The sequence below is a fragment of the Delftia sp. ASV31 genome (assembly GCF_016428765.1).
GTDB classification, from domain to species: Bacteria; Pseudomonadota; Gammaproteobacteria; order Burkholderiales; family Burkholderiaceae_C; genus Comamonas; species Comamonas acidovorans.
In genome coordinates this window covers 1-20,030 of sequence record NZ_JAELTK010000041.1, presented here as the reverse complement: position 1 = coordinate 20,030, position 20,030 = coordinate 1, and the positions used below count along the sequence as shown (strand labels likewise).

Sequence of the window (20,030 nt, the reverse complement as noted above, 5' to 3'; positions counted from 1 at the left end):
AAGCGGAGTGTGAAGCACTCCGCTTTTTCCGAGGGACCCGGCCTTACTTGGTTGCCCGGCTTGCGCACTCCGCGCAGTGTCCGTACAGGGCCATCGAATGGTCCTGGATCACCCAGCCCTTGGCCTTGGCGATCAGGTTCTGGCGCTTTTCGATATCGGGATCGTAGAACTCCTCGACCTTGCCGCAGCTGGTGCACACGAAGTGGTCGTGGTGCTGGCCTTCATTGAGTTCGTAGACGGCCTTGCCGCTCTCGAAATTGCTGCGGATGAGGATGCCGGCCTGCTCGAACTGCGTGAGCACGCGGTAGACCGTGGCCAGGCCGATGTCCGAGCGTTCGTCCAGCAGCACGCGGAACACGTCTTCGGCCGTCATGTGGCGTTGCGCACCCGTCTGGAAGATCTCCAGGATCTTCAGGCGGGGAAGCGTGGCCTTCAGGCCGGTACTCTTGAGTTCGTCGATGTTCTTCATGTCTGGGTCTTTGGCAGAGACTGCCCGCTGGACTGCCACCATGGCAGGCGCGGGGCGGCGAACAAAATGGCCCTGGTGCCAGGGGCGTCGCATGATCGCAAGCCCTAGGGACCAGCCGCTACAATGATCCACGATCATATCCCTATGCTGATACCAATGCATGTTCAAGCCCGTTGCCGCACGAGTGCGGCCCTGATGCTGTCGATCGGGGTGGCGCTGGCAGGCTGCAGCAGCCTCGATGGCGCCGCGCACCGAGTCGCCAATGTCGTCACTCCCTACAAGGTCGAGGTCGTCCAAGGCAACTTCGTCTCCCGTGAACAGGTCGAGGCCCTGCAGCCCGGCATGAGCCGCCAGCAGGTGCGCGACATTCTCGGCACGCCGCTGGTCACCAGCGTATTCCACGCCGATCGCTGGGAATATGTGTTCACCATCAAGCGCCCCGGCGTCGATTCGCAGGTGCGCAAGCTGACCGTCTTCTTCAACGGCGACCTGTTTGCCCGCTCAGAAGGCGACGAGATGCCCACCGAGGCCGAATTCGTCGCCAGCCTGGGCTCCAAGAAGAAGCTGGGCAAGATTCCGCAGCTGGAAGCCAGCGAGGAGCAGCTGTCCAAGTTCCCGGCCGCCAAGCCTGTGGAGGAGCCCGTGGCCGCCGAGCCGCCGCCCGCAGCGGCCAGCTACCCGCCACTGGAATCCGGCGCCCGTTGATATCGCCGCCCGCGCGCCGCAAGGCATGCGGGCGTTTTTCCGTGGATGAAGGCCGCCGCAGCGCCTGTCTGGCGCCGCTTTTGCCTGCTGTCCATGCATTGAGCTTGTGCATCCCTTTCCCGACATGAACGCCACGACTGCCACTTCCTCCAGCAACAACCAGCGCCTGCGTGTGGCCGTGGCCGGCGCCTCCGGCCGCATGGGCCGCATGCTGATCGAGGCCATCGCGCAAAGCGATGACCTTGCGCTGGCCGCCGCGCTGGACCGCGCCGACAGCCCTTCGCTGGGCACCGATCCCTCGGCCTTCCTGGGCCAGCCCAGCGGCATCGCCATCGAAAGCGATGTGCGTGCCGCGCTGTCCAAGGCCGATTGCCTGATCGACTTCACGCGCCCCGAAGGCACGATGGACCACCTGGCCATCTGCGCCGAGCTGGGCGTCAATCTGGTCATCGGCACCACGGGCTTCAGCGACGAGGAAAAGGCCCGCATCGCCGAGTACGCCCAGCGCACGGCCGTGGTGCTGTCGCCCAACATGAGCGTGGGCGTGAACGTCACCTTCAAGCTGTTGGAGATGGCGGCCAAGGCGCTGTCCAGCGGCTATGACATCGAAATCGTCGAGGCCCACCACCGCCACAAGGTCGATGCCCCCTCGGGCACGGCCCTCAAGATGGGCGAGGTCATCGCCGAAGCCCAGGGCACGAAGCTGGCCGACCGCGCCGTCTACGAGCGCTTCGGCCACACCGGCGCGCGCGAGGACAACACCATCGGCTTTGCCACCGTGCGCGGCGGCGACATCATCGGCGACCACACGGTGCTGTTCGCGGGCACGGGCGAGCGCATCGAGATCTCGCACAAGTCCAGCAGCCGTGCCGGCTATGCGCAGGGCAGCCTGCGGGCGGCGCGCTTCCTGGCTGGCAAGGCAACGGGCCAGTACGACATGAACGATGTCCTGGGTCTGTGATGGCACAGACCCTGGGCCGTAGCGCCGCGTACCTCTCTTTGGCCATACGGGCGAGATAAAGACCATGACCGGCCCACTCTGGCTCTGGTGGCAGCAAGGCGACGCCGTGGCGCGCGGCACGGCGCTGCTGCTGCTGGCGCTGTCGGTGGCCAGCTGGGTGGTCATCGTCTGGAAGATCTGGTTCATGGCCGCCAGCCGCCGCCGCGTTCCACAGGCCATTGCGGCCTTCTGGAGTGCGCCGGACCTGGCCACGGGCCAAGCCCGCATGGCCGAGGGCGATCGCCAGCAACTGGTGGCGCCCATGGCCGGGGCCGTGTCCCAGGCCCTCGCGCCCACGGGCAGCAGCGGCATGGCGCTCTCGGGGCGCGCAGCGCGCTCCGTGCGCCTCACGCGCGGCCTGCGCCAGGCGCTGCAGTCGGCCAGCCACCAGCTTCAATGGGGCCAGACCCTGCTGGCCACCGTGGGCGCCACGGCGCCCTTCGTCGGCCTCCTGGGCACCGTCTGGGGCATTCACCACGCGCTGGCCACGCTGGCCGGCAGCGGACAGATCGGCATCGAGCAACTGGCCGGCCCTGTGGGCGAGGCCCTGGTGATGACGGCAGCCGGCCTGGCCGTGGCCCTGCCGGCCGTGCTGGCCTATAACCTGCTGGGCCGCGCCGCCGCCCAGATGGAAGCCCTGCTCGAAGGCTTTGCCCATGACCTGCAGGCCATGTTCGGCCTGGAGCAGCCCGGGCAGGCGCAGCCGGATGACGGCATGCCCGTCGCCGGCCTGCCGGCCGGCCCCATGGACGCGCCCTGACCGGGCGGCCAGGCAGGAGCGCACATGGCCTTCGGACGACTGAGCGGCAAGGAAAGCGCCCCCCAGCCCATGCACGCCATCAACGTCACCCCGCTGGTGGACGTGATGCTGGTGCTGGTGGTCATCTTCATTCTTGCGGCACCCATGCTGGCCGCCTCCCTGCGCGTGCAATTGCCCGAGGCCCAGGGCACCCAACCCATGGCGGCTGCGGGCGAGGACGATGCGCTGCTGCTGGAGGTCGATGCGCAGGGCGCGCTCTGGGTGCAGGGCCAGCCCACCACGCCCGAGGCACTGCGCGAGCGCCTGGCCCGGCTTGGCGCCCGCAATCCCCAGGCCGAGCTGCAATTGCGTGCCGACCAGGCCGTGCCCTATGGCCGCGTGGCCGAACTCATGGGCTGGGCCCACGCGGCGGGCCTGACGCGCATGGGCTTCGTGGCAGAGCCTGCGCGAAGCCAGGAGGGCCGGTCCGCCGCCGTCCTGGGCCCCTCCGGCGCCGGGCGCTGAAGCGCCGCCGGGCCTGCGTCCGCGAACCTATTCCTGCCCTTCGGGCCAGCGCTCGCTGCCCGCCAGCCGCAGATGCTGGCCATGGTCCGAGGAACGCTGGTACAGGCTGAGTCCGAACAGCGGCAGCATGCCGATCAGGTGGTCGAAGATCGCGCCCTGTATGGCCTCGTACTCCACCCAGACCGTGGTGCTGGTGTAGCAAAACAGCTCCAGCGGCACCCCCATGGGCGAAGGCTCCATGGTGCGCACCAGCAAAAACATGTTCGGCGTCTTGTGGATGTGCGGATGGCGCAGCAGGTAGGCGTATGCATAGGCCTTGAAAACGGCCAGATTGCTGAGTTGCTGCGCGGCCATCTCGCTGCCTGCAGGCGCGTCGGCCATGCGCAGGTCGCCGCTGCGGGTCCAATGGTCCTTCAGGGGCTCCAGCAGCGCCAGTTTCTGCCGCTGCTCGGGCGTCAGCAGGCGGATGGTGTGGGCGTCTATGTGCAGCGAGCGGCGGATGCGGCGCCCGCCTGACTCGAACATGCCGCGCCAGTTCTTGTAGCTGTCGCTCATCAGCCGCCAGGTGGGAATGGTGGTGATGGTCTTGTCCCAGTTCTGCACCTTCACCGTGTGCAGCGCGATGTCGATCACGAAGCCATCGGCGCCGACCTGGGGCATCTCTATCCAGTCGCCCACGCGCAGCATGTCGTTGGAGCCCAGCTGCACGCCGGCCACGAAGGACATGATGGTGTCCTTGAAGATCAGCATCAGCACGGCCGAGGCTGCGCCCAGGCCCGACAGCAGCAACAGCGGCGAGCGGTCCACCAGGGTGGCGACGATGAGCACGATGGCGATCAGGAACACCAGCAGCTTGCCCAGCTGCACATAGCTCTTGATCGAGTGGGCCTGCGTGGCCTTGCGCTCTTCCTTGAGCTCGTGCGCCTCGTTCATGGCGTTGAGCAGGGCGCTGATCACGCGGGCCACGTGGTAGATGGTGCAGGCGATGGCCAGGTTCAGGATCAGCGTGGCCCACTGCGGCTGCAGCTGCGGTATGGCCTGCACGCCTGACTGCATGACCAGCGAAGGCACGGCCTTGGCCAGCCGCTGCAGCACGCTGTCGTGCAGCAGCACCTGCGCCCATTCCATCTCCACCAGCGTGCTGCGCATGCGCGGAAGCACACGCAGCAGCAGCCATTGCACGACAAACCCCGCCGAGCGGGCCAGCAGCACCAGCGCGCACAGCGCGGCCAGGGCCTGCATGACGGGATCCCAGCCGGAAATCAAAGACCAGTTCAGCAAGAAAAACTCCAGGGCATTGCAGTGCCGGCCTGCCTGCGGCCGGCACCATGAGGCCGCGCGCGGTGGCGGCATGCCCGGGAGATGCGCATCGGTTCCTGCGCAAGCCCGGGCTGGCGATGGAGGAACGCCTGCGGCATGGCGCCGCAGAGTTGGCAAGCATACGCAGTGCGGCTTTTCCCCGTGCCACAGGCGGGCAAGCGGCCGCCGATGACGCAGTACCGCCTGCGGGCTTGTGGGCGGCTTCGGGCACGGCCGGGCCGGGGGCCTAAAATCGCCGGTTGATTCCGGCAATCCACCTTGTCAGGCCCCTGGGCCGCAGCACCATGCAAGAGAAATACAACCACATCGACGTTGAGCGCGCAGCGCAAGACCACTGGTCCGCCCGCGACGCTTACCGCGTGACCGAAGACCAGGCCAAGCCCAAGTTCTACGCCTGCTCCATGCTGCCCTACCCCAGCGGCAAGCTGCACATGGGCCATGTGCGCAACTACACCATCAACGACATGCTGACGCGCCAGCTGCGCATGAAGGGCTACAACGTCCTCATGCCCATGGGCTGGGACGCCTTCGGCCTGCCGGCCGAGAACGCTGCGCTCAAGAACAAGGTGCCGCCCGCGCAGTGGACCTACGACAACATCGCCTACATGAAAAAGCAGATGCAGGCGATGGGGCTGGCCATCGACTGGAGCCGCGAGATCGCCACCTGCGACCCCGACTACTACAAGTGGAACCAGTGGCTGTTCCTGAAGATGCTGGAAAAGGGCATTGCCTACCGCAAGACCCAGGTCGTGAACTGGGACCCGGTGGACCAGACCGTGCTGGCCAACGAGCAGGTCATCGACGGCCGCGGCTGGCGCACGGGCGCGCCGGTCGAAAAGCGCGAAATCCCCGGCTACTACCTGAAGATCACCGACTACGCCCAGGAGCTGCTGGACCATGTCCAGGTGGGCGGCGACAAGGCCACGCTGACCGGCTGGCCTGAAAAAGTCCGCCTGATGCAGGAAAACTGGATCGGCAAGAGCTCCGGCGTGCGCTTTGCGTTCACCCACGACATCCGTGGCGCCGACGGCCAGCCCATCCAGGACGGCCGCCTGTACGTGTTCACCACGCGTGCCGACACCATCATGGGCGTGACGTTCTGCGCCGTGGCGCCCGAGCATCCGCTGGCCCTGCACGCCGCCGCCACGAGCCCCAAGCTGGCCGCCTTCATCGAAGAGTGCAAGAAGGGCGGCACCACCGAGGCCGAACTCGCGGTCAAGGAAAAGGAAGGCCTGCCCACGGGCCTGTTCGTCACGCATCCGCTGACGGGCGCCCAGGTCGAGGTCTGGGTCGGCAACTACGTGCTCATGAGCTACGGCGACGGCGCCGTCATGGGCGTGCCCGCACATGACGAGCGTGACTTCGCCTTTGCGAAGAAGTACGGCATCGCCATCCGCCAGGTCATCGCGGCCGAAGGCGAGACCTTCAGCACCGAGGCATGGGCCGACTGGTACGGCGACAAGCAGCGCGCTGTCTGCATCGAATCCGGCGAACTCGACGGCCTGCCCCATGTGGCGGCCGTGGACAAGGTGGCCGAACTGCTGGCCGCCAAGGGCCTTGGCGAGAAGAAAACCACCTGGCGCCTGCGCGACTGGGGCGTGAGCCGCCAGCGCTACTGGGGCACGCCGATTCCCATCATCCACTGCGAGGACTGCGGCGCCCAGCCCGTGCCCGCCAAGGACCTGCCCGTGGTCCTGCCCCAGGACCTGGTGCCCGATGGCTCGGGCAACCCCCTGATCAAGAGCGAAGCCTTCCACGCCGGCGTGGTCTGCCCCTGCTGCGGCAAGAGCGCGCGCCGCGAGACCGACACCATGGACACCTTCGTGGACTCGTCCTGGTACTTCATGCGCTATTGCGACGCCAGGAACGGCGAGCAGATGGTGGCGGAAGGTGCCGAGTACTGGATGCGGGACCAGAATGCCGCCACCGGCGGCAGCGGCATGGACCAGTACATCGGCGGCATCGAGCACGCCATCCTGCACCTGCTGTACGCGCGCTTCTGGACCAAGGTCATGCGTGACCTGGGCCTGGTCAAGGTCGATGAGCCCTTCACCAAGCTGCTGACCCAGGGCATGGTGCTCAACCACATCTACAGCCGCCGCACGGCCAAGGGTGCCAAGGAGTACTTCTGGCCCAAGGATGTCGAGCATGTGTTCGACGAGACCGGCAAGATCGTGGGCGCCAAGCTCAAGGCCGAGGTGGACAGCGCCGATGGCCTGCTGCCCGTGGGCACGGACATCGACTACGAGGGCGTGGGCACCATGTCCAAGTCCAAGAACAACGGCATCGATCCGCAGGAGCTGATCGAGAAGTACGGCGCCGACACCGCGCGCCTGTACACCATGTTCACCGCGCCGCCCGAGCTGACGCTGGAGTGGAACGATGCCGCCGTCGAAGGCAGCTACCGCTTCCTGCGCCGCGTCTACAACTTCGGCGCCAAGCTGTCGCAGATGGACATGGCCGGTGCCGTGCAAAGCGTGGCCGGCGCCAAGTCGCTGGACGACGTGGAGTTCGGCAAGGCCGCCAAGTCCCTGCGCCTGGAGATCCACACCGTGCTCAAGCAGGTGGAATACGACTACCAGCGCATGCAGTACAACACCGTGGTCTCGGGCGCCATGAAGATGATCAACGCGCTGGAGGACTTCAAGTCCTTCGACGACGCGGGCGCCCAGGTGGCGCTGATCGAAGGCTTCGGCATCCTGCTGCGCGTGCTCTACCCGGCCACGCCCCACCTGGCCCATGCGCTGTGGAGCGAGCTGGGCTACGCCGCCCACCTGGGCGACGTGCTGGATGCGCCCTGGCCCCAGGTCGATCCGCAGGCACTGGTGCAGGACGAGATCTCTCTGGTGCTGCAGGTCAACGGCAAGCTGCGCGGGGCCATCCTGGTGTCCTCGACGGCCGACAAGGCCGAGATCGAGCGCATCGCCCTGGCCAACGAGGAATGCCAGAAGTTCACCAACGGTGCCGTGCCCAAGAAGGTGATCGTGGTGCCTGGCCGCCTCGTGAACGTCGTGGTCTGACCCCCTGGGCGCCGGGCCTGCCCGGCGCCCGCAAGGAACCAAGCATGCAAAAACGTACCCTGCTCACCGCCCTGGCCCTGGCTCCGCTGCTGGGGGCCTGCGGCTTTCGCCTGCGGGGGGTGCCGACCTTCGTGTTCCGCTCGCTGTACATCCAGGCGGGCCGGGGCTCTCCGGTAGCGCGGGAGCTGTCGCGCAATCTGGCCAGTGCCAGCGACAAGCTGACCGTGCTGCGCGATCCGGCATCGCCCGACGATGCCGAAGCGATCTTCCAGATCGTCAGCGAGCGGCAGGAGCGGGTCATCGTCGGCATGAACGCGCTGGGCCAGGTGCGCGAGTTGCAGCTGCGCCTGCGCGTGCGCTTCAAGCTGCGCACGCCCAATGGCGACGAGCCGATTCCCGAGACCGAAATCCTGCAGCAGCGCGATGTGACGTACAACGAAACCAACGCGCTGTCCAAGGAAGCCGAGGAAGCCATGCTCTACAAGGACATGCGCACCGACATCGTGCAGCAGTTGCTGCGCCGTCTGGCCGCCGTCAAGAGCCTGACCTGAGCCCCATGCAGCTTGCCCTGAACCAGCTCGGCGGCCATCTGGCCAAGGGCCTGCGCCCGCTCTATGTGCTGCACGGCGACGAGCCGCTGCAGCAGCAGGAGGCGGCCGATGCCATCCGCGCCGCCGCGCGCGCGGCCGGCTATACCGAGCGCAGCAGCTATACCGTGGCCGGCGCGCATTTCGACTGGAGCGCCGTGCTGGCGGCCGGTGGCTCGCTGTCGCTGTTCGCCGACCGGCAGATCGTCGAGATCCGCATTCCCTCGGGCAAGCCCGGCAAGGACGGCGGCGCCGCGCTGCAGCAGATCGCCGAGTCCGCGCGTGGCAACGACAGCACGCTCACCCTGGTCCTGCTGCCGCGCCTGGACAAGGCCACCAAGACGGGGGCCTGGTTCAGCGCGCTGGAGGCCCAGGGCATGACGCTGCAGATCGATCCCATCGAGCGCGCCCAGTTGCCGGCCTGGATCGCCCAGCGGCTGGCGGCCCAGGGCCAGCGCGTGGCACCCGGCGAGGAAGGGCAGCGCACGCTGCAGTTCTTTGCCGACCGCGTCGAAGGCAACCTGCTGGCCGCGCACCAGGAAATCCAGAAGCTGGCGCTGCTGCATCCCGAGGGTGAACTGAGCCAGGCCCAGGTCGAGCAGGCCGTGCTCAATGTGGCGCGCTACGACGTGTTCAAGCTGTCGGAGGCCGTGCTGGGCGGGCAGCTGGCGCGCGTCTCGCGCATGCTCGATGGCCTGCAGGCCGAAGGCACGGCCGAGGTGCTGGTGCACTGGACCCTGGCCGAGGACATCCGCGCCATCTGCCGCGTGAGGGACGCCATGGCCGCAGGCCAGCCCCTGCCGATGGCGCTGCGCGCCCAGCGCATCTGGGGCGTCAAGGAACGCTTGTTCGAGCGCCTGCTGCCGCGCATCACCGACGCCCAGGCCGCGCGCCTGCTGCAATCGGCCCACGCGGTGGACGGCATCGTCAAGGGCCTGGCCTTCGAAGGCTGGCCGCGCGACGGCTGGCAGGCCCTGCGCCGCCTGGCCGTGGACCTGGCCCAGGCCGGCGCCAAGGGCTGACGTACCGTTCCTAGCGCGTCTTTTCCAGCTGCGCCTGGGCCTTGGTGGCCCAGGTCTCAAGGTTGTCCAGCAGGTCCTTCTGGCTGAAGGAGCAGCTTTCCTCGCTGAACAGCGCGCTGGACTCCAGTCGGTCCAGCAGATTGAGCAGCACTTCGCCGTAGCGCGGCGGCAGGGCCTGCAGCAACTCCGATGAGGCCCTGGCCTGCTGTCCGAGCACGGCGGCCGACAGCTGCTGCTGTGCCAGTTGGGCGAAGCCGGCATGCAGCTGGGCGAGCTGCTGGGCGGCGAGAAGAGTGTCGTGGCTGGTGGACATGGCGGGAAACCTCTGCGTACTGGGCAGCAGTGTAGGGTGGCCGCGACATCCTGCCGGCCGCCGCAACGCGGGGTTTGCCCTCTGGCGGCCGTGCGCAGACGCATCCCGGCCTCATCGCAGCCGCATGTCGGCGCGGGGCATGCCCGGTCCCGGTGCGCAAATGGGCGCAACTCGGCGAGAATCTCGGAATGAACGCGCTCAATATCGTCGAATACACCCACAACCTGGGCGTTCAGGCCAAAGTGGCCTCCGCCCAGATGGCCCGAGCCTCGGCTGCCGTCAAAAGCCGCGCCCTGCTGGCGCTGGCGCGCCTGCTGCGGGAGAACGTGGAGCCGTTGCAGACCGACAACGCCCGTGACCTCGACCGCGCCGTGGCCAACGGCCTGTCCGCACCCATGGTGGACCGCCTGCGCCTGACGCCCAAGGTGCTTGAAACCTGTGCCCAGGGCTGCGAACAGCTGGCATCCATGGCCGACGTGATCGGCGAGATCATCGGCATGAAGCAAATGCCCAGCGGCATCCGCGTGGGCCAGATGCGCGTGCCCATCGGCGTGTTCGGCATGATCTACGAGAGCCGTCCCAACGTGACCATCGAGGCGGCCAGCCTCAGCATCAAGAGCGGCAACGCCTGCATCCTGCGCGGCGGCTCCGAGGCCATCGACTCCAACAAGGCCCTGGCCGCCCTCGTGGCCAGGGCGCTGGCCGAGGCCGGCCTGCCCGAGCACGGCGTGCAACTGGTGCAGACCACGGACCGCGAGGCCGTGGGCCAGCTCATCGCCATGCCCGACTACGTGGACGTCATCATCCCGCGCGGCGGCAAGGGCCTGATCGAGCGCATCAGCCGCGAGGCCAAGGTGCCCGTCATCAAGCACCTGGACGGCAATTGCCACACCTATGTCGATGATCCCTGCGACATCGCCATGGCCGTCAAGGTGGCCGACAACGCCAAGACCAACAAGTACAGCCCCTGCAACGCCAGCGAGAGCCTGCTGGTGGCGCGCGGCGTGGCGGCCGAGTTCCTGCCGCAGATCGGTGCCATCTACGCCGCCAAAGGCGTGGAGATGCGCGGCTGCCCCGAATCGCTGGGCATCCTGAAGTCCGTGGCCGGTGCCCAGCTGGCCGAGGCCACCGAGCAGGACTGGAGCGAGGAATACCTGGCGCCCATCATCAGCGTCAAGATCGTCGCGGGTGTGGACGAAGCCATCGCCCACATCAACCGCTACTCCAGCCACCATACGGATGCCATCCTCACGCGCGACCACATGCATGCCCAGCGCTTTCTGCGCGAGGTGGACTCGGCCAGCGTCATGGTCAATGCCAGCACGCGCTTTGCCGATGGCTTCGAGTACGGCCTGGGTGCGGAAATCGGCATCAGCACCGACAAGTTCCATGCGCGCGGTCCTGTGGGCATCGAAGGTCTCACCTCGCTCAAATACGTGGTGCTGGGTGAAGGCGAAGTCCGCACCTGACCGGACCTTGCTGCGCGCCGGCAGGCACCCTGCCGGGACGCCCCGCGCCGGCACCGCAGCACCGCAATGAACCCATGAAAATCATCATTCTTGGCGCCGGCCGTGTGGGCTACAGCGTGGCCGAAAGCCTGGTGTCCGAACGCAACGACATCACGGTGATCGACACCGATGCGCGTCGCCTGCGCGAGCTGGAATCGCGGTTCGACCTGCGCGGCGTGGTGGGCAACGGTATCGATCCCCAGGTGCTGGCCGAGGCCGGAGCCAAGGACACGGACCTGCTGATCGCCTGCGCCGCGCTCGACGAAACCAACCTGGTGTGCTGCAAGCTGGCCCAGGTGCTGTTCGAGATTCCCACCCGCATCGCGCGCGTGCGCTCCTCGGGCTTTGGCGATGACGAGACGCTGCTGGGCAAGGAAGGCTTCGGCGTGGACCGCATCATCTGCCCCGAGGAATCGCTGACCAACTACATCAGCAAGCTCATCGAGTTCCCCGAAGCCATGCAGGTGCGCGCCTTCGCGGGCGGACGCGCCGCGCTGGCCTCGGTGCGTGCGCGCGACGGCGCCCCTGCCGTCGGCAAGCACATCGGCGAGCTGCGCGACTGCATGCCCGAGCTGGCCATGCGCATCGTGGCCATCTACCGGCGTTTCCTGGAGGAGCCCGACCGCTTCGTGCGCTGCGACGGCAACACCCGCATCGAGCCCGGCGACGAAGTCTTCATCCTTGCCGCGCGCGAGCATGTGGCCGAGGTGCTGCGCGCCATCCACCAGCCCGCGGGCCGGCCTTCGCGCCCCGTCTACCGCATCATGATCGCCGGTGGCGACCAGGTCAGCCTGCGCCTGGCGCTGCAGCTGTCGCGCGTGCCGGGCCGCTTTCACATCAAGATCATCGAGCCCGACGAGCAGCGCTGCCAGGACCTGGCCTCGCTGCTGCCGGCCGAGGTGCTGGTGCTGCACGGCGATGCCACCGACGAGGACCTGCTGGCTGATGAAAGCGTGGAGGACGTGGACCTGTTCCTGGCCCTCACCGACGACGACGAGAACAACATCATGGCCAGCCTGCTGGGCAAGCGCATGGGCGCGCGGCGCGTGCTCTCGCTGATCACGCGGCGCGCCTATGCCGACCTGATGCACGGCACGCAGATCGACATTGCGCTGTCGCCGGCCCAGGCCATGCTTGGCGAGCTGCTGGCCTATGTGCGCCGCGGCGACGTGCAGGCCGTGCACAGCCTGCGCAGGGGCGTGGCCGAGGCGCTGGAGATCGTGGCGCGCGGCGATCGCAAGAGCTCGCGCGTGGTCGGCCGCAAGGTCGAGGACCTGCGCGTGCCCGAGGATGCGCACATCGGCCTCATCGTGCGCGGCATTCCCGAAGGCGTGCCGGCCGACGAGATCGCGGCCGGCGCCGAGCCCGAGGTCATCATCCCGCGCGGCAACACCGTGATCGAGAGCGGCGACCACGTGGTCTTCTTCCTGCCCCACAAGCGGCTGGTGCGGGACGTGGAAAACCTGTTCCGCGTCAGCGCCACCTTCTTCTGAGCCCATACCCATGCGCGACCTGTTCCCCGTCCTGCGCGTGCTTGGCATGCTCATGGTCATGTTCGCGCTGTCCATGCTGCTGCCCTTTGCCGTGTCCTGGTTTGCCGACGACGGCATCTGGCGCATCTACCCCTGGGCCATCGGCATCACGGCGGCGGTGGGGCTGTCGCTGTGGGTAGGCCTTGACCATTTCCGGCGCGAGCTGCAGCCGCGCCACGGCGTCATCCTCGTCACCCTGGTCTGGGTGGTGCTGCCGCTGTGCGCCATGCTGCCGCTGGTGCTGGGCCTGGGCCATGTGGGCCTGAGCATCAGCTTCACCCATGCCTATTTCGAGGCCGTCTCGGGCCTGACGACGACGGGCGCCACCGTGCTCACGGGGCTGGATGCATTGCCTGTGTCCATCAACGTCTGGCGCACCTTCCTGCAATGGCTGGGCGGCATGGGCATCCTGATCCTGGCCGTGGCCATCCTGCCGCTGCTGGGCGTGGGCGGTGCCCAGCTGTTCCGCGCCGAGGCCGCCGGCCCCATCAAGGACACCAAGCTGACGCCGCGCATGACCGAGACCGCCAAGGGCCTGTGGGGCGTCTACGGTGTGTTCTCGCTGGCCTGTGCACTGGCCTTCTGGGCCGCGGGCATGGAGCCGCTGGATGCGCTGATGCACATGTTCGCCACGGTGAGCCTGGGCGGCCTGTCCTCGCACGACGCCAGCTTCGCCTACTTCGACTCGCCGCTGATCGAGCTGATCGCCCTGGTCTTCATGCTGCTGGCCAGCTGCAACTTCGCGCTGTACTTCGTGGCCATGCGCAAGGGCCGCTGGGACGGCTTCTGGCGCGATCCCGAAATGCGCGCCACGCTGGCCGTGCTGCTGGGCGGCGGGCTCATCGTCGCGCTGCTGCTGTGGGCCAAGGGCGTGTACGGGCCTGTCGAGGCGCTGCGCTATGGCATCTTCCACGTGGTCTCGGTGGCCACGACCACGGGCTTCACCACCGTCGACTACCTGAGCTGGCCCGTCTTCGCGCCCGTGCTCATGCTGCTGCTGTCGGGGGTGGCCACCAGCGCGGGCTCCACGGGTGGCGGCATCAAGATGGTGCGCATGCTCATCCTGCTCAAGCAGGCGCGGCGCGAGCTCACGCGGCTCGTGCACCCGCGCGCCATGCAGCCCGTGCGGCTGGGCAACGGCGTGGTGGACGACCGCATGATCTTCTCGGTGCTGGCCTTCATGCTGGTCTATGGCGCCACCGTGATCACGCTCAGCATGGTGCTGCTGCTCACCGACCTGGACCCGGTGACCGCCTTTTCCGCCGTGCTGGCCAGCGTGCACTGCACGGGACCGGGCCTGGGCGCGCTGGGGCCGAGCTCCAACTATGCTGTGCTCACCGACTTCCAGACCTGGATCTGCACCCTGGCCATGCTGCTGGGGCGCCTGGAAATCCTCAGCTTCATGGCGCTGCTTTCCCCGGCTTTCTGGCGCCGATGATGCCGAAGAAACTAGGGAAAACACTTAGACCATGGTCCAATCTCTACAATTGCCCCCCACCGCCGTACCCAGAGGGTCTTTATGGTTCCACATCTCATCACGGCCCTGACAGGCCCGATCAACGAGCTTGAGCAGCGCATCCTCGACTCCATGCCGGCGATCGAGCGCTGGTTCCGGCTCGAATGGATGGAACACACGCCGCCTTTCTATTGCTCGGTGGACATCCGCAACGCCGGCTTCAAGCTCGCGCCCGTGGATACCAACCTGTTTCCTGGCGGCTGGAACAACCTGACCGACGAAATGCTGCCGCTGGCCGTGCAGGCGGCCATGGCGGCGATCGAGAAGATCTGCCCCGAAGCGCGCAACCTGCTCATCATTCCCGAGAACCACACGCGCAACACCCATTACCTGGCCAACGTGGTGCAGCTCAAGCGCATCTTCAACATGGCCGGTCTGAATGTGCGCATCGGCTCCATCAGCCCCGATGTGAAGAAGACCACCAGCGTCACCCTGCCGCATGGCGACACGGTGACGCTGGAGCCGGTGATCCGCAGCAAGCGCCGCATCGGCCTCAAGGATTTCGATCCCTGCACCATCTTGCTCAACAACGACCTGTCCTCCGGCGTGCCGGGCATCGTCGAGGAGCTGTACGAGCAATACCTGCTGCCGCCCCTGCATGCAGGCTGGAGCGTGCGCCGCAAGAGCCGCCATTTCCAGAGCTACGAGGAAGTGGCCAAGCGCTTCGGCAAGCTGCTGGGCATCGATCCCTGGCTGATCAACCCGTTGTTCGGGCGCAGCGAAGGCATCGACTTCGCCAATGGCGTGGGCATGGAAGGCCTGGCCGAGCAGGTCGATGTGCTGCTGGCCAAGGTGCGCCGCAAGTACAAGGAATACGGCATCAAGGAAAAGCCGTTTGCCATCGTCAAGGCCGACAACGGCACCTATGGCATGGGCGTGATGACCGTGCGCGACGCCAAGGAACTGGCCGAGCTGCCGCGCAAGAGCCGCAACAAGATGGGCATGATCAAGGACGGCCAGACCGTGCACGACGTGATCATCCAGGAAGGCGTGCTCACCCAGGAGCGCATGAACAACGCCGTGGCCGAGCCCGTGGTCTACATGATGGACCGCTACGTGGTCGGCGGCTTCTACCGCATGCACCCCGAGCGCGACGTGGACGAAAACCTCAACGCGCCCGGTGCCGGCTTCGTGCCGCTGGCCTTCCAGCACAGCACCCAGCTGCCCCAGATCGGCGCCCGCCCGGGTGCCAGCATGCCCAATCGCTTCTACATGTACGGCGTGGTGGCCCGGGTCGCCATGCTGGCGGCCAGCTATGAGCTGGAGGCGACCAACCCCAACGCGGAAATCTACGACTGATCGGGGTGCTGTCCGATGCGCTCGTCATCAGGACAGCGGACAATGCCGGCATTTCAATTGACTGAAGCCATCTCCCCACGGGATGGCGCATAGACCTGTGCAGAAAACCAAATCTTCGTTGGCCGCGCTCACCCTGGGCGCCATCGGCGTGGTCTATGGCGATATCGGCACCAGCGTGCTGTATTCGGTCAAGGAGGTGTTCGGCTCCGGCCATGTGCCGTTCACCCAGGAGAACGTCTACGGCGTCCTGTCGCTGCTGTTCTGGACGCTGACGGTCATCGTCTCGCTCAAATACGTGGTGCTGGTGCTGCGCGCCGACAACAACGGCGAAGGTGGCCTGGTCGCCATGCTGGCCCTGGCCTCGCAGACCGTCAAGGACAAGCCGCGCCTGCGCAGCGTGCTGCTGCTCATCGGCATCTTCGGCACCTCGCTGTTCTATGGCGACGGCGTGATCACGCCGGCCATCTCCGTGCTTTCGGCCGTCGAGGGCCTGGAGGTGGTGTCCCCGCACTTCACCAAGGCGGTGATCCCGCTGACCCTGGTCATCCTGTTCCTGCTGTTCTGGTTCCAGAAGCACGGCACGGCAGGGATAGGGCGTTTCTTCGGCCCCATCACCCTGGTCTGGTTCGCCACCATCGCCGCGCTGGGCATACACCAGATCGCCGGCCATCCGGAAATCCTGGCGGCCATCAGCCCGCACTTCGCGGTGCGCTTCATCTGGGACAACCCCGGCACCAGCTTCATCATCCTGGGCGCCGTCGTGCTGTGCGTGACCGGGGCAGAGGCGCTCTACGCCGACCTGGGCCACTTCGGCAAGAAGCCCATTCGCCTGGCCTGGTTCTCCGTGGCCATGCCTGCCCTCACGCTCAATTACTTCGGCCAGGGTGCGCTGCTGCTGGCCAACCCGGCCGCCGTGAAGAATCCCTTCTACATGATGGCCCCGGCCTGGGCCCTGCTGCCCCTGGTGCTGATGGCCACCATGGCCACGGTCATCGCTTCGCAGGCCCTGATCACGGGCGCCTTCAGCGTCACGCGCCAGGTCATACAGCTGGGCTATCTGCCGCGCCTGGAAGTGCGCCACACCAGCGTGCGCGAGGCCGGCCAGATCTACATGCCCCTGGTCAACTGGAGCCTGTTCGTGGCGATTGCGCTGGCCGTGGTGCTGTTCCGCTCCAGCGGCAACCTGGCGGCCGCCTACGGCATTGCGGTGACTCTGGACATGCTGATCACCACCACGCTGACCTTCTTCGTGATCCGCTACCGCTGGAACTACCCGCTGGCCCTGTGCATTGCCGCCACCGGCTTCTTCTTCCTGGTGGACCTGGCCTTCTTCTCGTCCAACCTGCTCAAGCTGTTCGATGGCGGCTGGTTCCCGCTGCTGATCGGCGGCACGGTGTTCTCGCTGATGATGACCTGGCGCAAGGGCCGCGAGCTGCTGCACCAAAAGCTGCAGGCCGATGCCATCGACCTCAAGAGCTTCCTCGAATCGGTCTGGCGCCATCCCCCTGCGCGGGTGCCGGGCACGGCCGTCTTCCTGTCCGGCGAGCCTGGCACCGTGCCCAATGCCCTGCTGCACAACCTCAAGCACAACAAGGTGCTGCACAGCCAGAACATCTTCGTCACGGTGCGCAACCACGAAATTCCCTGGGTGGGCCTGGACAAGCGTACCGAGATCGAGGCCCTGGGCAGCGACTGCTGGCAGGTCATCATCAACTACGGCTTCAAGAACGAACCCGATGTGCCGGCGGCGCTGTCTCTGCTGCGCCCCCGGGGCTGCCAGCTCGACGCCATGGAGACCAGCTACTTCCTGTCGCGCGATGTCATCATCCCGCGCATCAGCCACCGCATGGCGCCCTGGCGCGAAAAGCTGTTCGCCCAGATGCACCGCAACGCCAGCCGTGTCTCCGACTTCCTGCACCTGCCCAGCAACTCCGTGGTGGAGCTGGGCTCCAAGATCGAGCTGTAGGCGTCGCCCGCGCATCGCACGATCCGCGACTGTGGTGACAGAATCGCGCGATGCGCTTTCTCCGTGACTTGAGTCCCTCCGCCTTTGCGGCCGGCTTCGTGGCCGTGCTCGTTGGCTTCACCAGCTCGGTGGCCCTGGTCTTCCAGGCCGCCCAGGCCTTCCATGCCACGCCCGAGCAGATCACCTCCTGGGTCTGGGCGCTGGGGCTGGGCATGGGCCTGTGCTCCTTGCTGCCCTCGCTGATACTGCGCATGCCCGTCATGGTCGCCTGGTCCACACCAGGCGCTGCCGTGCTGGCCACGGCGGGGCTTGCCGGAGGCTTTTCCATGGGCGAGGCCGTCGGCGCCTTCATCATCAGCGCGGGGCTGATCATCCTGGTGGGTGCCACAGGCTGGTTCGAGCGCGTCATGAACCGCATCCCCATGGAAATCGCTGCCGCCCTCCTGGCGGGCGTACTTGCCAACTTCGGCATGCAGGCCTTTGCCGCCGCCAGGCACGCGCTGCCCCTGGTGCTGGTCATGCTGCTGACCTATCTGCTGTCGCGCCGCCTGGCACCGCGCTATGCGGTCATCGCCACGCTGGCGGTCTCCATCGCCTGGGTGGCGCTCACCGGCCAGATGCAATGGTCTGCCGTGCATGCAGGCCTTGCCTGGCCGGTCTTCACCATGCCCGAGTTCTCCGTGCCCGCCCTGGTGAGCCTGGCCTTGCCCCTGTTCGTCGTCACCATGGCCTCGCAGAACCTGCCCGGCGTGGCCGTCATCCGCGCCACGGGCTACAACCTGCCCATCTCCCGCATCATCAGCATGACGGGCATCGCCACCCTGGTGCTGGCCCCCTTTGGCGGATACGCGCTCAACCTCAGCGCCATCACCGCCGCCATCTGCATGGGGCCCGAGGCCCATGAGGACAAATCACGCCGCTATACGGCAGCGGCCGTCTGCGGCCTCTTCTATATAGTCATCGGCATCTTCGGCGCCGTGGTCACAGGGCTGCTCACCGCCTTCCCCAGGGAACTGGTGGTCTGCATTGCGGGACTGGCCTTGCTGGGCTCCATCGGCAGCGGCCTGGCCACGGCCCTGCAGGGAGAGGAGCACCGGGAGGCGGCGCTGATCACCTTCCTGGTCACGCTCAGCGGCGTGGTGATAGCCGGAGTCGGCTCGGCGTTTTGGGGCGTGGTCGCAGGCAGCCTGGCGCTATTTGTGCAACATTACCGACGTGCACGGGCCAGCTGACATGCGGCCCAGGCCCGGGCACCCCCTTTTGCTTCCTATATATAGGCGAGGCACGGGCCGCCGCCTTCCGCACACAAGCCATGCAAATCCTCTTCGTTGCCGATCCGCTCGAATCGTTCCAGACCTACAAGGACACCACCTTCGCCATGATGAGGGAGGCACAGCGGCGCGGCCACTCCATCGTGGCCTGTGAACCCAGGCAGCTTTCCTGGCAGCGTGGCGGCAAGGTCGTCGCCCATGTACGGCACATCCAACTCACGGGGGATGCGCAGCAGTGGTTCGAGACAACCCAGGAGGGGCTGGCTGAACTGGCAGGCTTTGACGCCATCCTCATGCGCAAGGACCCGCCCTTCGATTCCGAGTACTTCTATTCCACGCACCTGCTCGAACAGGCCGAGCGTGAAGGCGCCAAGGTCTTCAACAAGCCCAGGGCGCTGCGGGACCATCCGGAAAAGCTGGCCATCCTCGAATTCCCGCAATTCATCGGCCCCACCCTGGTCACCCGCAGTGCACAGGACATCCGTGCCTTCCATGAAGAGCACCAGGACATCATCCTCAAGCCGCTGGACGGCATGGGCGGCATGGGCATCTTCCGGGTCGGCGCCGATGGCCGCAACCTGGGCAGCATCATCGAAACCCTGAACCAGGGTGGCTCCAGCAGCGTCATGGTGCAGAAGTTCCTGCCTGAGATCACCCAGGGCGACAAGCGTGTGCTCGTCATCGGAGGCAAGCCGGTTCCCTATTGCCTGGCACGCATTCCCCAGGGCAACGAAGTGCGTGGCAACCTGGCAGCGGGCGGCAAGGGCGTGGCCCAGCCGCTGAGCGAGCACGACAAGGCCATGGCCGAAGAGATCGGTCCCATCCTCATGGAGCGTGGCCTGCTGCTGGCGGGCGTCGATGTCATCGGGCAATGCATCACCGAGATCAATGTGACCAGCCCCACCTGCTTCCAGGAGATCTACGACCAGACCGGCTGCGACGTGGCCAGCCTCTTCGTCGATGCCCTGGAACAGGCTCTGGCGACGGCCTGAAAAAATCCTGGCGGATGACGCCAGTCATCCGCCAGGATTGGTGCTAGAATTGCGCCCCTGCACTCGATGACATGCAAATGTCTGAAAAGTGAAGCTTCCAGGGTTTTGCAAGAACGTCAAAAAACGTGCTACAATGCAAGGCTCTGCTGAAGAGAAGCGATGCAGATCGCTGGTGTTGAGAAGATCGAAGAAATTTGATTGCAACGACGCTAAAAACTGTGCTAGAATTCAAGGCTTCGCTGATCG

17 protein-coding genes are annotated in these 20,030 nt (G+C 66.6%); 14 read left to right on the top strand and 3 right to left on the bottom strand.

What is annotated here, in order from left to right; genetic code table 11:
• Positions 1-43: 43 nt before the first annotated feature.
• The gene (gene fur / locus JHD82_RS15905) at positions 44-469 is read right to left on the bottom strand and encodes a ferric iron uptake transcriptional regulator (protein WP_043783043.1); all 426 of its coding nucleotides are present in this window, start codon (positions 467-469) and stop codon (positions 44-46) included.
• A 156-nt stretch (positions 470-625) separates the two neighbouring features.
• Here fur and JHD82_RS15900 point away from each other — a divergent pair, with 156 nt between their 5' ends.
• The 4 genes from JHD82_RS15900 (at position 626) to JHD82_RS15885 (ending at position 3,438) form a co-directional block, all read left to right on the top strand.
• Positions 626-1,174: an outer membrane protein assembly factor BamE gene (locus tag JHD82_RS15900; protein ID WP_065345015.1), complete on the top strand. Its 549-nt coding sequence runs from the start codon at positions 626-628 to the stop codon at positions 1,172-1,174.
• A 124-nt stretch (positions 1,175-1,298) separates the two neighbouring features.
• Positions 1,299-2,135 carry a 4-hydroxy-tetrahydrodipicolinate reductase gene (gene dapB, locus JHD82_RS15895; RefSeq protein WP_199137369.1) on the top strand — a complete coding sequence of 279 codons (837 nt, stop codon included), beginning with the start codon at positions 1,299-1,301 and terminating at the stop codon, positions 2,133-2,135.
• Positions 2,136-2,199: 64 nt separating this feature from the next.
• Complete coding sequence (locus tag JHD82_RS15890) at positions 2,200-2,934, top strand: MotA/TolQ/ExbB proton channel family protein (protein WP_199137367.1); 735 nt, start codon at positions 2,200-2,202, stop codon at positions 2,932-2,934.
• A gap of 24 nt (positions 2,935-2,958) precedes the next feature.
• Entirely contained in the window at positions 2,959-3,438 is a 480-nt protein-coding gene (locus tag JHD82_RS15885) for a biopolymer transporter ExbD (protein ID WP_199137365.1), read from the top strand.
• Positions 3,439-3,465: 27 nt separating this feature from the next.
• On the opposite strand, the gene JHD82_RS15880 is transcribed toward JHD82_RS15885, so the two are convergent.
• Complete coding sequence (locus JHD82_RS15880; protein ID WP_043783749.1) at positions 3,466-4,680, bottom strand: mechanosensitive ion channel family protein; 1,215 nt, start codon at positions 4,678-4,680, stop codon at positions 3,466-3,468.
• A 362-nt stretch (positions 4,681-5,042) separates the two neighbouring features.
• On the opposite strand from JHD82_RS15880, the gene leuS reads away from it, so the two are divergent.
• From leuS to holA, 3 genes are read left to right on the top strand one after another with little or no spacing between them, the layout of a single operon-like run.
• A complete protein-coding gene (leuS, locus tag JHD82_RS15875; RefSeq protein WP_199137363.1) occupies positions 5,043-7,778 on the top strand; it encodes a leucine--tRNA ligase in 2,736 nt (911 codons plus the stop codon).
• A gap of 44 nt (positions 7,779-7,822) precedes the next feature.
• Entirely contained in the window at positions 7,823-8,329 is a 507-nt protein-coding gene (lptE, locus tag JHD82_RS15870) for an LPS assembly lipoprotein LptE (protein ID WP_012207799.1), read from the top strand.
• Positions 8,330-8,334: 5 nt separating this feature from the next.
• Entirely contained in the window at positions 8,335-9,387 is a 1,053-nt protein-coding gene (holA, locus tag JHD82_RS15865; RefSeq protein WP_012207798.1) for a DNA polymerase III subunit delta, read from the top strand.
• A gap of 10 nt (positions 9,388-9,397) precedes the next feature.
• Here the strand turns inward: holA and JHD82_RS15860 are convergent, their stop codons facing one another.
• Entirely contained in the window at positions 9,398-9,700 is a 303-nt protein-coding gene (locus JHD82_RS15860) for a hypothetical protein (protein WP_013804767.1), read from the bottom strand.
• Positions 9,701-9,888: 188 nt separating this feature from the next.
• Between JHD82_RS15860 and JHD82_RS15855 the strand changes: the two genes are divergently transcribed.
• From JHD82_RS15855 to gshB, 7 genes are all read left to right on the top strand, one after another.
• Complete coding sequence (locus JHD82_RS15855; protein WP_199137362.1) at positions 9,889-11,169, top strand: glutamate-5-semialdehyde dehydrogenase; 1,281 nt, start codon at positions 9,889-9,891, stop codon at positions 11,167-11,169.
• A 74-nt stretch (positions 11,170-11,243) separates the two neighbouring features.
• Positions 11,244-12,701 (top strand): Trk system potassium transporter TrkA, encoded by a 1,458-nt coding sequence (gene trkA, locus JHD82_RS15850; RefSeq protein ID WP_012207796.1) that lies wholly within the window; start codon positions 11,244-11,246, stop codon positions 12,699-12,701.
• A gap of 10 nt (positions 12,702-12,711) precedes the next feature.
• A complete protein-coding gene (locus tag JHD82_RS15845; RefSeq protein ID WP_012207795.1) occupies positions 12,712-14,178 on the top strand; it encodes a TrkH family potassium uptake protein in 1,467 nt (488 codons plus the stop codon).
• A gap of 81 nt (positions 14,179-14,259) precedes the next feature.
• Positions 14,260-15,555, top strand: coding sequence for a glutamate--cysteine ligase (gene gshA / locus JHD82_RS15840; RefSeq protein WP_199137361.1), 1,296 nt, complete (start codon positions 14,260-14,262; stop codon positions 15,553-15,555).
• Between the two features lie 97 nt (positions 15,556-15,652).
• Positions 15,653-17,521: a potassium transporter Kup gene (locus JHD82_RS15835; RefSeq protein WP_043783034.1), complete on the top strand. Its 1,869-nt coding sequence runs from the start codon at positions 15,653-15,655 to the stop codon at positions 17,519-17,521.
• A gap of 50 nt (positions 17,522-17,571) precedes the next feature.
• Positions 17,572-18,753 carry a benzoate/H(+) symporter BenE family transporter gene (locus JHD82_RS15830; RefSeq protein WP_013804763.1) on the top strand — a complete coding sequence of 394 codons (1,182 nt, stop codon included), beginning with the start codon at positions 17,572-17,574 and terminating at the stop codon, positions 18,751-18,753.
• Between the two features lie 80 nt (positions 18,754-18,833).
• Positions 18,834-19,784 (top strand): glutathione synthase, encoded by a 951-nt coding sequence (gshB, locus tag JHD82_RS15825; protein WP_034397425.1) that lies wholly within the window; start codon positions 18,834-18,836, stop codon positions 19,782-19,784.
• The last annotated feature ends 246 nt before the right edge of the window (positions 19,785-20,030 follow it).

Coding starts and splice junctions, on each gene's coding strand:
- fur (WP_043783043.1), bottom strand. CDS start 469: ATGAAGAACATCGACGAACTCAAGAGTACCGGCCTGAAGGCCACGCTT.
- JHD82_RS15900 (WP_065345015.1), top strand. CDS start 626: ATGCATGTTCAAGCCCGTTGCCGCACGAGTGCGGCCCTGATGCTGTCG.
- dapB (WP_199137369.1), top strand. CDS start 1,299: ATGAACGCCACGACTGCCACTTCCTCCAGCAACAACCAGCGCCTGCGT.
- JHD82_RS15890 (WP_199137367.1), top strand. CDS start 2,200: ATGACCGGCCCACTCTGGCTCTGGTGGCAGCAAGGCGACGCCGTGGCG.
- JHD82_RS15885 (WP_199137365.1), top strand. CDS start 2,959: ATGGCCTTCGGACGACTGAGCGGCAAGGAAAGCGCCCCCCAGCCCATG.
- JHD82_RS15880 (WP_043783749.1), bottom strand. CDS start 4,680: ATGCAGGCCCTGGCCGCGCTGTGCGCGCTGGTGCTGCTGGCCCGCTCG.
- leuS (WP_199137363.1), top strand. CDS start 5,043: ATGCAAGAGAAATACAACCACATCGACGTTGAGCGCGCAGCGCAAGAC.
- lptE (WP_012207799.1), top strand. CDS start 7,823: ATGCAAAAACGTACCCTGCTCACCGCCCTGGCCCTGGCTCCGCTGCTG.
- holA (WP_012207798.1), top strand. CDS start 8,335: ATGCAGCTTGCCCTGAACCAGCTCGGCGGCCATCTGGCCAAGGGCCTG.
- JHD82_RS15860 (WP_013804767.1), bottom strand. CDS start 9,700: ATGTCCACCAGCCACGACACTCTTCTCGCCGCCCAGCAGCTCGCCCAG.
- JHD82_RS15855 (WP_199137362.1), top strand. CDS start 9,889: ATGAACGCGCTCAATATCGTCGAATACACCCACAACCTGGGCGTTCAG.
- trkA (WP_012207796.1), top strand. CDS start 11,244: ATGAAAATCATCATTCTTGGCGCCGGCCGTGTGGGCTACAGCGTGGCC.
- JHD82_RS15845 (WP_012207795.1), top strand. CDS start 12,712: ATGCGCGACCTGTTCCCCGTCCTGCGCGTGCTTGGCATGCTCATGGTC.
- gshA (WP_199137361.1), top strand. CDS start 14,260: ATGGTTCCACATCTCATCACGGCCCTGACAGGCCCGATCAACGAGCTT.
- JHD82_RS15830 (WP_013804763.1), top strand. CDS start 17,572: ATGCGCTTTCTCCGTGACTTGAGTCCCTCCGCCTTTGCGGCCGGCTTC.
- gshB (WP_034397425.1), top strand. CDS start 18,834: ATGCAAATCCTCTTCGTTGCCGATCCGCTCGAATCGTTCCAGACCTAC.